Here is a 13,256-nt window from a genome sequence, read left to right as displayed (position 1 = left end):
GAGTCGATCGAGGAGGACACATGCGTGCGGTACGGGTGACGAAGGCCGGCGGGCCCGATGTGCTGGAGGTCGCCGAGATCGACACCCCGGCCCCGGGTGCCGGTGAGGTGCTCGTCGGGGTCGCCGCGGCCGGCGTGAACTACATCGACACCTATCAGCGCGAGGGCATCTACTCCATGGAGACGCCCTACGTCCCGGGCCTGGAGGGCGCCGGACGGGTCGTCGCGCTCGGCGAGGGCGTCGACGGCGTCGCCGTCGGGGACCGGATCGCGTGGGCCGCGACGCTGGGCAGCTACGCCGAGCAGGTCGTCGTGCCGTGGGACCAGGCCGTGCCCGTGCCCGACGGCGTCGCCGACGACGTGGCCGTCGGCGCGCTGCTGCAGGGGATGACGGCGCACTTCCTGGTGAACGACACCTTCCCGCTCGCGGGTGGTGAGACCGTGCTGGTGCACGCTGCGGCCGGCGGGGTCGGGCTCCTCCTCACCCAGCTGGCGACCGCCAGGGGCGCCCGGGTGATCGCGACGACCTCCAGCGAGGAGAAGGCGGCGCTCGCCCGCGCCGCCGGTGCGGCCGAGGTGATCGACTACACCCGGGTGGACGACCTCGCGGCCGCCGTGCGCGAGCTGACCGGCGGCGAGGGGGTGCACGCCGCGTTCGACAGCGTCGGGAGGACCACCTTCGACGCGAGCCTCGCGTCGCTGCGCAAGCGCGGGATGCTGGTGCTGTTCGGTGCCGCGTCCGGGCCGGTCCCGCCGGTCGACCCGCAGCGGCTCAACGCAGCGGGATCGGTCTTCCTGACCCGGCCCAAGCTGTTCGACTTCGTCGACACCACCGAGTCGCTGCGGGCGAAGGCCGGCGCCGTCTACGGCGAGGTCGCGGCCGGCCGGCTCGACGTCCGGATCGGGCACACCTACCCGCTGGAGCAGGCACGGACCGCGCACGAGGACCTCCAGGCGCGACGCACGACCGGGAAGCTGCTGCTCCTGCCGTCCTGACCCGGGATGCTATGAACGGTCCTGTGCCGACCCAGCCCGCGGAGACGCCCTTCCACGATCTCGACGCCTACCTCGCCCTCCCCCGCCTCGCCGGGCTGGCGCTGTCGCCCGACGGCACCCGCCTGGTGACCGGCGTCGCGGAGCTCGAGTCGGACGGCACGCGGTACCGCACCGCGCTGTGGGAGATCGATCCGGCCGGGGAGGACCCGCCGCGCCGCCTCACCCGTGGGGCGGCCGGCGAGTCCGGCCCGGTCTTCACCCCCGGCGGGGACCTGCTGTTCCGGTCGGCGCGGTCCGATCCGGACGCGTCCGGCGACGGCGAGACGCCGTCGGGGCTGTGGCTGCTGCCCGCGGGCGGGGGTGAGGCACGCCCGGCCGGGACGCGTCCCGGCGGGATCGACGACGTCGTCGTCGCGCGGGAGGCGGGGACCGTCGTCGCGTCGTCGCCGACCCTGCCCGGGGCGGTGACGGGCGCGGACGACGAGCGACGGCGTACCGCCCGCAGCGAGGCGAAGGTCTCGGCGATCCTGCACACCGGCCACCCGGTGCGGCACTGGGACCACGACCTCGGGCCAGCCGAGGTCCGGCTGCTCCGCAACGACGGCGCGGACTGGACCGACCTGACACCGGCCCCGGGCCGCGCGCTGGACGAGGCCGGCTTCGACGTCTCCCCCGACGGGACGACCGTCGTGACCGCCTGGAACACGCCCCGCGGGAACGGGCAGCGGCGCAGCCGGATCGTCGCGATCGGCACCGACGGCGGCGGGCACCGCGACCTGCTCGGCGGCGACGACCACGAGTACTCCGGGCCGCGGGTCTCCCCGGACGGCCGCACCGTCGCCGTCCTCCGCGAGTCGGTGTCCACACCGGACACCGCCCCGCGCACCGATCTGGTGCTGGTCCCGCTCGCCGGGGGCACGCCGCGCCCGGTCGCGCCCGGCTGGGACCGCTGGCCGTCGGCCGTGCGGTGGGTCCCCGACGCGTCCGCGCTGGTCGTCACCGCCGACGAGGACGGCCGCGGCCCGCTGTTCCGCATCGATCTCGGCGCCGGCCCGTCCGACGACGTCGTCACCCGGCTCACCGGTGACCACGGCTGCTACACCGATCCGGTGCCGAGCCCGGACGGCCGCTGGGTCTACGCGCTGCGCACCGCCTACGACGCCCCGCCCGCCCCGGTCCGGGTGGACGCCCGCACCCCCGGCGCGACACCCCTCCCCCTGGCCGGCCCGGCCGACGCCCCGGAGCTGCCCGGCACGCTCACCGAGGTCGAGACCGTCACCGGGGACGGCACCCGGGTCCGCGGCTGGCTGGTGCTGCCCACCGGTGCCGGCCCGGACGCCCCGGCCCCGCTGCTGCTGTGGATCCACGGCGGGCCGCTGAACAGCTGGAACGCCTGGTCGTGGCGGTGGAACCCGTGGCTGATGGCGGCCCGCGGCTACGCCGTGCTGCTCCCCGACCCGGCACTGTCCACCGGCTACGGCCAGGACTTCGTGCAACGCGGCTGGGGTCACTGGGGCGGTCCACCGTTCGACGACCTCATGGCCGTGACCGACGCCGCCGTCGCCCGCCCGGACGTCGACGCGACCCGTACGGCCGCGATGGGCGGCTCCTTCGGCGGCTACATGGCGAACTGGACCGCCGGGCACACCGACCGGTTCGCGGCGATCGTCACGCACGCCAGCCTCTGGGCGCTCGACCAGTTCGGCCCGACGACCGACCACGCCGAGTACTGGCTGACCGAGATGACGCCGGACATGGCGCGGGAGAACAGCCCGCACCTCCACGCCGACGCGATCACCACGCCGATGCTGGTGATCCACGGCGACCGCGACCACCGGGTCCCGATCGGCGAGGGCCTGCGGCTGTGGTGGGACCTGGTGTCCCGGCAGGCGGACCCGGAGGCGAACCCGCACCGGTTCCTGTACTTCCCGGACGAGAACCACTGGGTGCTCGCGCCGAACCACGCCAAGCTCTGGTACGAGACCGTCCACGCGTTCCTGGCGGCGCACGTGCTCGGCGAGGAGTGGGAGACCCCCGAGCTGCTCCGGTGAGCACCGGCCCCGAGGCGGTCACGGAGGCCCACACCCGCCGCACCAGGACCGACCCCTGGCTCCGGGCGTTCACGGGCCCCGTCCCGGCCCCGGTTCGCACGGGATCAGGTCGCTCGCACGGGATCGGATCCCGTGCGGGCGAACCGAACCCGTGCGAACACGGGCGGGAGGGTCCGCGGGGGGCGCTCGACGGGATGCCGGTCGGTGTGAAGGGGCGGTGGCGGCTCGGGGGCGGGGCGCCGGCGGTGCGGCGGCTGCTCGCGGCGGGGGCCGTCCCGATCGGGACGACGTCGGTGCCCCGCGGTCCCGGGTACCAGACGTGGGGTGCGACCGACCGCGGCCCGACCCGCAACCCGTGGCGCGGCGACCGGTCGCCCGGCGGGTCGTCGGCCGGGTCGGCAGCGGCCGTCGGAGCGGGCATCGTGCCGCTCGCGACCGGGTCGGACGGCGCCGGCTCCGTCCGCATCCCGGCCGCCTGGTGCGGGATCATCGGGTACCGGCCGACGTCCGGGCTGGTGCCGTCGACGGACCCGACCGGGCTCGCGACCCCTGGTGTGCTGGTCCGGGATCCCGCGCTGCTGCGGCCCTGGCTGGACGCGGTCACCACGGGACCCGTGCACGCCGGGTCCGGTTCCGGGGCCGCTCACCGGGCCGGGATCCGCACGGCCGGGCCCGGGAGCGACGCCGGGGCAGGGGGCGGCGCCGGGGCCGGGAGCGACGCGGGGTTCGCCACGGCCGCGTGGTCCGACGATCTCGGGTTCGCCGCCCGGGAGCTCGATCCGGACGTCGTCGGGATCGCCCGGGCCGCGGCGGCCGACCTGCTCCGCGCGGCGGGGGCGGCCGCCGTCGACGTCCCGCTGCGGCTCCACGACCCCGCTCCGGCCTGGACCGCCCTGCGCCACCCGGACGCCGGTCCCGCCGCGGTCCGGGCCGCCCACGAGCTGCGCGCCGCGAACGACCGGGCGCTACGGGCGTTCTTCGCGCGGGCCGACCTGCTCCTCACCCCGACCACCCCTGCGGGGCCGCACGGTCACGACGGACCAGGCGGGCGGATGAGCGTGGCCCTGACCTGGGCGTTCAACCTGTCCGGGCATCCCGCGGTGAGCGTCCCGGCGGGGTTCGGCCCGGACGGCTGTCCGGTCGGCCTGCAGCTGGTGGCCCGCCACGGCGCCGACGAGGCGCTGCTCGATCTGGTCGCGGCACACGTGCCGGTGGCCCGTGCGGCACCGTTCTGACCGCACGCACGACCCCGCACGGGGCGGCGGATCAGAACAGCAGCGGGAGCCCGAGCGCCGCGTCGACGGCGATCGCCGCGAACAGCACGCACAGGTAGATGTTCGAGAGGTGGAACAGCGGCATCGGCGACACCTCGCCGCCCGCCTTCACCTCGGCGTGCAGCTTGTGCGCCCGGACGACGAAGTAGATACCGCCGAGCGCCGCGACGGCGAGGTACACCCACGACGTCGCCGGCAGCAGGAGCAGGCTCCACGCCACCATCACCCAGCTGTAGACGACGATCCGGACCGTGACCGCGGGAGCGGGGGCGATCACCGGGAGCATCGGCACACCGGCCGCGGCGTAGTCCTCGCGGTAACGCATCGCGAGCGCCCAGAAGTGCGGCGGCGTCCAGAAGAAGATCACGCCGAACATGACCAGGGCCGGCCACTCGACCGAGCCGGTGACGGCGGCCCAGCCGATCACCACCGGCATGCAGCCCGCGGCACCGCCCCAGACGATGTTCTGCGAGGTCCGCCGCTTCAGCAGCAGCGTGTAGACGAGCACGTAGAAGGCGATCGCGGCCAGCGACAGCGCGGCGGCGAGCCAGTTCGTGGTGAACCCGAGCCAGACCGAGCTGAGCGCCGCGAGCACCAGACCGAAGATCAGCGCGTGCCGGGTGGGGACCTGGCCCTTCGCCAGCGGCCGCCGGGCAGTGCGCTTCATCTTCTGGTCGATGTCGGCGTCGGCGACACAGTTCAGCGCGTGCGCCGCGGCCGCGGCCATCGCCCCGCCGAACAACGTGGCGACGATCAGCCACAGCGACGGGACGCCGCGCTGCGCGAGGAACATCGCGGGCACGGTGACCACGAGCAGCTGCTCGATGATCCGGGTCTTGGTGAGGCCGAGGTAGGCCGCCACGGTGGCGCGCACCCGGGCCCACCGGCCCGCCGGTGCAACCGGCGCGGGCGCCTCGGTCGCCGCCCCGGACCCGGCCGGCGGGGGCTGTGCGGGCTCCGGGGAGTCCGGCGTGACCTCGGCGGGCGCGAATCCGGCGGTCGAGGTCTCGACGGCCCGGTTCCGCCGGGAGGCGGGTGCGCTCACCTGTTCGTACCTCGCTCGGCTCGGCAGTTCTTCGACTCCGTCCCTGCGCGGTGGTCGACCGCACGGTCCGGGGCTGAGAGCGGAGGTCGCCGGAGTCCCGCCGACGCTCTAGTTCTACAGCGCGTCGATGCTAACCCTTCGCATGCCGGAGGGCCCCGCGGGGTACGCCCGTCCCGGGTGTCCGGAACGGGCGCCGTGACCGGCGGCAAAGCCGCAGGCCCCGGGCCCGCGCAGTAGGGTGGGCGCCGCCGGGGGCGGCAGCGGTGCCGCCGGGTCCTCCGGAGCGCCGCAGCGTGTCCGAGGAGCCTGCGGAGTACACGCAGACCGCCCGCGGCACGACCGTCACATGCCGACGCGAGTACAGGAGCCACCGTCTTGTCCGAGACCGCCACGTCCCCCCACGCCGGGGACGCCGCCGTCGCCGCGCTCACCCGCGCGCACGTGCCCGCCGACTGGACCGACCTGGACCGCAGGGCCGTGGACACGATCCGCGTACTCGCCGCGGACGCGGTGCAGAAGTGCGGCAGCGGCCACCCGGGCACCGCGATGAGCCTGGCCCCGCTGGCGTACACGCTGTTCCAGCGCGTCATGCGGCACGACCCGGCCGACCCGGACTGGATGGGCCGCGACCGGTTCGTGCTCTCCGCCGGGCACTCCAGCCTCACCCTCTACATCCAGCTGTACCTGGCCGGCTACGGCCTGGAGCGGGAGGACCTGGAGCAGCTCCGCAAGTGGGGCTCGCTGACCCCGGGTCACCCGGAGTACGGCCACACCCGCGGCGTCGAGATGACCACCGGCCCGCTGGGCCAGGGCCTCTCCTCCGCGGTCGGCATGGCGATCGCGTCGCGCCGTGAGCGCGGCCTGTTCGACCCGGACGCCCCCGAGGGCGCCTCGCCGTTCGACCACCAGATCTACGTGATCGCCTCGGACGGCGACATCGAGGAGGGCGTCACCTCCGAGGCGTCGTCGCTGGCCGGCCGCCAGGAGCTCGGCAACCTCACGGTGATCTACGACGCCAACGAGATCTCGATCGAGGACGACACCGCGATCGCCCTCAACGAGGACACCGCGAAGCGCTACGAGGCCTACGGCTGGCACGTCCAGATCGTCGAGGGCGGCGAGAACGTCACCGGCATCCTCGACGCGCTCGAGGCGGCCCGCGCCGAGACCGCGCGGCCGTCGATGATCGTGCTGCGCACGGTGATCGGCTACCCGGCGCCCAACAAGATGAACACCGGGGCCGCGCACGGCGCCGCGCTGGGCGACGACGAGGTGCGCGCCGTCAAGGAGGTCCTGGGCTTCGACCCGGACCGCGAGTTCGAGGTCGACGACGACGTGCTCGCGCACACCCGCGCGGTCGGCGAGCGCTCCCGCGCCGCGCACGACGCGTGGCAGGGCACCTTCGACGAGTGGGCCGGGCGCGAGCCGCAGCGCAAGCAGCTGCTCGACCGCCTGCTCGCGGGCCGGCTCCCCGAGGGCTGGGCCGACGCGCTCCCCGCCTTCGAGACCGACGAGAAGGGCCTGGCCACCCGGAAGGCGTCCGGGGCCGTGCTGGCCGCCCTCGCCGACGTCCTGCCGGAGCTCTGGGGCGGCTCGGCCGACCTGGCGGAGTCGAACAACACCTCGATGAAGGGCGTCGACTCGTTCGGCCCCAAGTCGGCGTCGACCGGCATGTGGACCACCAGCCCGTACGGCCGCACGCTGCACTTCGGTGTCCGCGAGCACGCCATGGGCGCGGTCCTCAACGGCATCGCGCTGCACGGCCCGACCCGCGCCTACGGCGGCACGTTCCTGGTCTTCTCCGACTACATGCGCCCGGCCGTCCGGCTGGCCGCGCTGATGAAGACCAACCCGATCTACGTCTGGACGCACGACTCGATCGGTCTCGGCGAGGACGGCCCGACCCACCAGCCGATCGAACACCTCGCGGCGCTGCGCGCCATCCCGGGCCTCTCGGTCGTCCGCCCCGGCGACGCCAACGAGACCACCTACGCCTGGAAGGCCGCCCTCGAGGCGGTCGACGGCGGCCCGGTCGGGTTCGCGCTCACCCGGCAGAACGTCCCGACGCTGACCGGTACGACCGCCGAGGGCGTCGCCCGTGGCGGCTACGTCCTGGAGGAGGCCTCGTCCGGCGTCCCGCAGCTCGTGATCGTCGCGACCGGCTCGGAGCTGCACCTCGCGGTGCAGGCGCGCAAGACCCTCGAGGCCGAGGGCTTCGGTACCCGGGTGGTGTCGATGCCGTGCGTCGAGTGGTTCGAGGCGCAGGACCAGGACTACCGCGACTCGGTGCTGCCGCCCGCGGTGCGGGCCCGGGTGTCCGTCGAGGCGGGCATCGCGATGCCGTGGCGCGGCTACGTCGGCGACGCCGGCCGCTCGGTGTCCATCGAGCACTTCGGCGCCAGCGCCGACCAGGCCACCCTGTTCGAGAAGTTCGGCTTCACCGCCGACACCGTCGCCGAGGCCGCGCGGGAGACCCTCGCCGCGGCCGAGAAGAGCTCCTGAACCCGACGGCACCCGATCGCAAAGGAGAGCAACCCATGAGCAACGATCGTCTGGCCGCACTGTCGGCGGCCGGGGTGTCCATCTGGCTCGACGACCTGTCCCGCGAGCGCCTGAACAGCGGCAACCTCGCGCAGCTGATCGAGCAGAAGAACGTCGTCGGGGTCACCACCAACCCGACGATCTTCGCCGGGGCGCTGTCCGACGGCGCCGCCTACGACGAGCAGGTCCGTGAGCTCGCCGCCCGCGACGCCGGCGTCGACGACGCGATCCGCGAGATCACCGTCGCCGACGTCCAGCAGGCCTGTGACGTCTTCTCCGGCACCTGGGAGCAGACCGGCGGCGTCGACGGGCGGGTCTCGCTCGAGGTCGACCCGCGCCTGGCGCACGACACCGAGCAGACCGTGGCCCAGGCCCAGGACCTGTTCAAGGCCGTCGACCGGCCGAACCTGCTGGTCAAGATCCCGGCGACCGAGGCGGGCCTGCCCGCCATCACCCGGGCCACCGCGGAGGGCATCAGCGTCAACGTCACGCTGATCTTCTCGGTGGAGCGGTACAAGGCCGTCATGGACGCCTACCTCACCGGCCTGGAGCGGGCCCTGGAGAACGGCCAGGACCTGGCCCGGATCCACTCCGTCGGCTCGTTCTTCGTGTCCCGCGTGGACAGCGAGATCGACGGCCGGCTGGAGAAGATCGGCGGTGACGAGGCGCTCGGCCTGCGGGGCCGGGCGGCGGTGGCCAACTCCCGGCTGGCCTTCGCGGCCTACCGGAGCGCGTTCTCCGGCGCCCGCTGGGACGCACTGGCCGCCGAGGGCGCGAACGCCCAGCGGCCGCTGTGGGCGTCGACCGGGGTCAAGAACCCGGACTACCCGGACACCCTCTACGTCACCGAGCTCGTCGTCGGCAACACCGTCAACACGATGCCGGAGAAGACGCTCGAGGCGTTCGCCGACCACGGCGAGGTCGAGGGCGACAAGGTCACCGACACCGCGGGTGCGGCCCAGCAGGTCTTCACCGACCTCGAGGGCGTCGGCATCGACCTCGACGACGTCTACACGGTCCTCGAGAACGAGGGCGTCGAGAAGTTCGAGAAGTCCTGGACGGAGCTGCAGGACACCGTCCGGCAGCAGCTCGAGGCTGCGAAGTAGTTGGCGGACGACACTCCCGGCGGCGACGGGGCCGATCTCGGCTCCGCCGCCGCCGGCGGTCCCACCGGGCACTCCCCCGCTCCCGTCCGGGTGCTCCTCGCCGGAGAACCCTTCGCGGGGGCGGCGCGGCGGATCGCGGCCGAGCTGGCCGGCGAGACCGTCGCGTCCCGGCTCGCCGACGGCGACCCCAGCGTCTGGGGGTCCGCCGCGGCGGGCCGGACCGGCTGGACCGCCCTCGCCCGCAGGTCCCGGCCGCTGGCCGGGCAGGTCGCCGCGCTGCGCGAGCGGTTCGCCGTCGCCGGCGCGCACCGGGTGCTGCTGGTCGGCACCCCCGACGCCGTCTCCGCCGCGCGGCTGGTCGCGGCCCACTCCCCCGACACGACCCGGCTCACCGCGCTCGACAGCGCGGACCCGGTGCAGGTCGCCGAGGCGCTGTCCGGCGCGCTCGACGAGACCGTGCTGGTCGTCGCGGACCCGGCCGGTGACGACCCGGTGGTCGGCGCCGTCCGGCACACCGTCGCGGCCGTCCTCGCCGACGAGGTCAGCCCGGCCGCGCTCGCCGCCCGCACCGTGCACGTCACCGAGCCCGGTTCCCCACTGGACACACCGGACCCGGACGGCACCGTCGTCGTCACCCTCGACGCCGACGTCCCCGGCCGGTTCGGCGCGCTCGGCCCGCTGGGCCTGGTGCCCGCCGGGCTGGCCGGTGCCGACGTCGCCGGGCTGCTCGCCGACGCCGTCCCCACCGAGCAGGCCCTCGCCGCCGACGACCCCGACAACCCGGCCCTGCTGCTCGCCGGGGCGCTGGCGGCCGCCCGCGGTTCGGTGCTCGTACTGCGCGACGAGGTCCGGTCCCCGGCCGTGACGGCCTGGCTCGGACCGCTGCTGACCGCGGCCGGCCTGGTCGCGGTGCCCGCCGGCCCCGGCGAGCCGGTGCCCGCCCGGGCCGGCGCGGAGGCCGGACCACCCGGCGCCGTGGAGGTGCACGCCGACGGCACCGGGGCGGTTCCCGGGCCGGGTGGCGGCGCCGTCCGCACCGACGCGGGGCCCGGCGCCGCGATCGTGCTCTGGCAGGTCGCGGCCGCACTCGCCGCGCGGGTGCTCGACGCCGACCCGTTCGCCCCCGCGGTCCCCACCGCCGATCCCGGCGGGCCCGACCCGGAGCCGTCCTTCACCGACGGCGGGATCGCCGTGCACGCCGGGGACTGGCTGCCGTCCGGGGTGGACACCGTCGCCGGTGCCCTCGACGCCCTCGCCGCCGCCGCGGGCGACGGCGGTCACCTGGCGGTCTCCGCCTGGCTCGATCCCGAGTCGGACGCCTCGGTCGGTGTGCTGCGGGGCCCGCTCGCCGAGCGCGCCGGGCTCCCGGTCGCGTTCGGCTGGGCTCCCGGCTGCCGGGCCGGCGACACCGGCGTGCCCGACCGCGCCGTCCACTGCCACCTCACCGGCGGCGGCCTCGACGGCGGCGACCCGGCAGGCGACCCGGTGTCCGACGGCACCGTGGGGTCACCCGGCCCGGGTGGTGATGATCCGTTCGGCGCGGGAACCGCGCCGGAACCGTCCGGACTGGCTAGCCTTCATGCGGCGCAGGCCCGCGCGGTCGTCGAGGACCAGCGGCGCCGGGGACGGCCGGTGCTGCGGCTGCACCTGGCCGATCGGCTGACCGGCCTGGTCACGCTGGCGCGAGCCGTCCAGAACTGACACGGTCACACACACAGGAAGGCCGAGGAGCGATGCCCACCGCGAACGGCGGCCGGACCAACCCGCTGCGCGATCCCCGCGACAAGCGGCTCCCCCGCATCGCCGGCCCGTGCGGACTGGTGATCTTCGGGGTCACCGGTGATCTCTCCCGCAAGAAGCTGATGCCGGCGATCTACGACCTCGCCAACCGCGGCCTGCTCCCGCCGGGCTTCGCGCTCACCGGGTTCGCCCGCCGCGACTGGGACTCCGAGGACTTCGGACAGGTCGTGTACGAGGCCGTCCGGGAGCACGCGCGGACCCCGTTCCGCCAGGAGGTCTGGGACCGGCTGGCCGAGGGCCTGCGGTTCGTCCAGGGTGCCTTCGACGACGACGCCGCGTTCGACGAGCTCGAGCGCACCGTCCGCGAGCTGGACGAGAAGCGCGGCACCGGCGGGAACCACGCGTTCTACCTGTCGATCCCGCCCAGCGCGTTCCCGGTCGTCTGCAAGCAGCTCGCCCGGTCGGGGCTGTCCGCCCAGGAGGACCCGGACGTCTGGCGCCGGGTGGTGATCGAGAAGCCGTTCGGGCACGACCTGGCCTCGGCCAAGGAGCTGAACGCGATCGTCAACGAGGTCTTCCCCGAGGACTCGGTGTTCCGCATCGACCACTACCTCGGCAAGGAGACCGTCCAGAACGTCCTCGCCCTGCGGTTCGCGAACCAGCTGTTCGAGCCGATCTGGAACGCGAACTACGTCGACCACGTGCAGATCACGATGGCCGAGGACATCGGGCTGGGCGGGCGTGCCGGCTACTACGACGGCATCGGCGCCGCCCGGGACGTCATCCAGAACCACCTGCTGCAGCTCCTCGCCTTCACCGCGATGGAGGAGCCGACGTCGTTCTCGTCGGACGAGCTGCGCGCCGAGAAGATCAAGGTGCTGAAGGCGGTCAAGCTCCCGCTGCCGCTGGACGAGACCACCGCCCGCGGTCAGTACGACGGCGGCTGGCAGGGCGGCGAGGAGGTCCCCGGGCTCAAGGAGGAGGAGGGGTTCAACCCCGACTCCACGACCGAGACCTTCGCCGCGATCACCTGCGAGGTCGAGAACCGCCGCTGGGCCGGGGTGCCGTTCTACCTGCGCACCGGCAAGCGGCTCGGCCGGCGGGTCACCGAGATCGCCGTCGTCTTCAAGCGTGCCCCGCACCTGCCCTTCGACGAGACGATGACCGAGGAGCTGGGGCAGAACGCCCTGGTCATCCGGGTCCAGCCGGACGAGGGGGTGACGATGCGGTTCGGCTCCAAGGTGCCCGGCAACCAGATGGAGGTCCGCGACGTCACGATGGACTTCGGCTACGGCAACGCCTTCACCGAGTCCTCCCCCGAGGCCTACGAGCGGCTCATCCTCGACGTCCTGCTCGGGGAGCCGTCGCTGTTCCCGGTGAACGAGGAGGTCGAGCGGTCCTGGGAGATCCTCGACCCGGTCATCGAGCACTGGTCGGGGTTGCCCGACGGGCCCGACGGCTACCCGGCCGGATCCTGGGGTCCCGACTCGTCCGCCGAGATGCTCGCCCGCACCGGTCGCCACTGGCGCCGGCCCTGACCTCCGAGGAGCCGACACACATGATCATCGATCTGCCGTCGAGCAACACCTCGGCGGTCAACCGCAAGCTCGTCGAGCTGCGCGAGTCCGGCGGCGTGTTCGCGCTGGGCCGGGTGTTGACCCTGGTCGTCGTCACCGACGACGGGCCGGAGCTGGAGCGCTCGATCGACGCCGCCAACGCCGCCAGCCGCGAGCACCCGTGCCGGGTCATCGTGCTGGCCCGCGGGCAGCGCCGGGCCTCGCCGCGGCTCGACGCGCAGATCCGGGTCGGCGGTGACGCCGGCGCCAGCGAGGTCATCGTGCTGCGCGGCTACGGCCCGCTCGCCGCCGAGGAGGCCGGTGCCGGCATGGTCATGCCGCTCCTGCTGCCCGACGCACCGGTCGTCGCCTGGTGGCCGGGCGAGGCCCCGGCCGCACCGTCGGAGGACGCCGTCGGGCGGCTCGCGCAGCGCCGGATCACCGACGCGCTGTCGTCGAAGAACCCGACGAAGGCGTTCGAGCAGCGGCGCAAGGACTACGCCCCCGGCGACACCGACCTCACCTGGACCCGGCTCACGCACTGGCGGGCCCAGCTGGCGGCCGCGCTGGACGTGCCGCCCCACGAGGAGGTGACCTCGGCCGTCGTCGCGGGCGAGGTCGTGTCGCCCTCCACCGAGCTGGTCGCCGGCTGGCTGGCGTCCGCGCTCGGGGTGAAGGTGAAGCGGTCGCCGTCGGAGAAGGCCAACGGGCTGTCGATGGTCCGGCTCGTCCGCGCGTCGGGCGACGTCGAGCTGGCTCGTCCGGACGGCAAGACGGCCCGGCTCACCCAGCCCGGGCAGCCGGAGCGGCTGATCGCGCTGGCACGGCGGCACGTGTCCGACTGCCTCGCCGAGGAGCTGCGCCGGCTCGACCCGGACGAGGTCTACGCCGAGGCGCTCGAGGGAGTGTCCCGGGTGACCCGCGGCCGTACCCCGGTGAAGGTGTGAG

9 protein-coding genes are annotated in these 13,256 nt (G+C 74.7%); 8 read left to right on the top strand and 1 reads right to left on the bottom strand.

The features are described from left to right. The first annotated feature begins 20 nt into the window (after positions 1–20). From PP1_RS29185 to PP1_RS29175, 3 genes are all read left to right on the top strand, one after another. Complete coding sequence (locus tag PP1_RS29185) at positions 21–995, top strand: quinone oxidoreductase family protein (RefSeq protein WP_010231036.1); 975 nt, start codon at positions 21–23, stop codon at positions 993–995. A 23-nt stretch (positions 996–1,018) separates the two neighbouring features. Then, positions 1,019–3,046 (top strand): S9 family peptidase, encoded by a 2,028-nt coding sequence (locus PP1_RS29180; RefSeq protein WP_010231034.1) that lies wholly within the window; start codon positions 1,019–1,021, stop codon positions 3,044–3,046. 194 nt (positions 3,047–3,240) lie between these two features. Next, a complete protein-coding gene (locus PP1_RS29175; RefSeq protein WP_083697358.1) occupies positions 3,241–4,281 on the top strand; it encodes an amidase family protein in 1,041 nt (346 codons plus the stop codon). 31 nt (positions 4,282–4,312) lie between these two features. On the opposite strand, the gene PP1_RS29170 is transcribed toward PP1_RS29175, so the two are convergent. After that, positions 4,313–5,365, bottom strand: a complete 1,053-nt coding sequence (locus PP1_RS29170; protein WP_010241760.1) for a heme o synthase — start codon at positions 5,363–5,365, stop codon at positions 4,313–4,315. A 375-nt stretch (positions 5,366–5,740) separates the two neighbouring features. On the opposite strand from PP1_RS29170, the gene tkt reads away from it, so the two are divergent. The 5 genes from tkt to opcA are packed head-to-tail and all read left to right on the top strand — an operon-like array spanning position 5,741 to position 13,255. After that, positions 5,741–7,867 carry a transketolase gene (gene tkt / locus PP1_RS29165; RefSeq protein WP_010241759.1) on the top strand — a complete coding sequence of 709 codons (2,127 nt, stop codon included), beginning with the start codon at positions 5,741–5,743 and terminating at the stop codon, positions 7,865–7,867. Between the two features lie 35 nt (positions 7,868–7,902). Continuing rightward, positions 7,903–9,012 carry a transaldolase gene (gene tal / locus PP1_RS29160; protein ID WP_010241757.1) on the top strand — a complete coding sequence of 370 codons (1,110 nt, stop codon included), beginning with the start codon at positions 7,903–7,905 and terminating at the stop codon, positions 9,010–9,012. Continuing rightward, entirely contained in the window at positions 9,013–10,713 is a 1,701-nt protein-coding gene (locus tag PP1_RS29155; protein WP_075314355.1) for a hypothetical protein, read from the top strand. A gap of 32 nt (positions 10,714–10,745) precedes the next feature. Continuing rightward, complete coding sequence (gene zwf, locus PP1_RS29150; RefSeq protein WP_010224760.1) at positions 10,746–12,290, top strand: glucose-6-phosphate dehydrogenase; 1,545 nt, start codon at positions 10,746–10,748, stop codon at positions 12,288–12,290. Positions 12,291–12,310: 20 nt separating this feature from the next. Next, entirely contained in the window at positions 12,311–13,255 is a 945-nt protein-coding gene (gene opcA, locus PP1_RS29145) for a glucose-6-phosphate dehydrogenase assembly protein OpcA (protein WP_010224759.1), read from the top strand. Position 13,256: the final 1 nt, after the last annotated feature.

Source organism: Pseudonocardia sp. P1 (assembly GCF_000178675.2).
In the GTDB taxonomy this organism is placed as follows: domain Bacteria; phylum Actinomycetota; class Actinomycetes; order Mycobacteriales; family Pseudonocardiaceae; genus Pseudonocardia.
The sequence above is the reverse complement of the archived record's forward strand: the minus strand, read 5'-3'. Positions and strand labels throughout refer to the sequence as shown.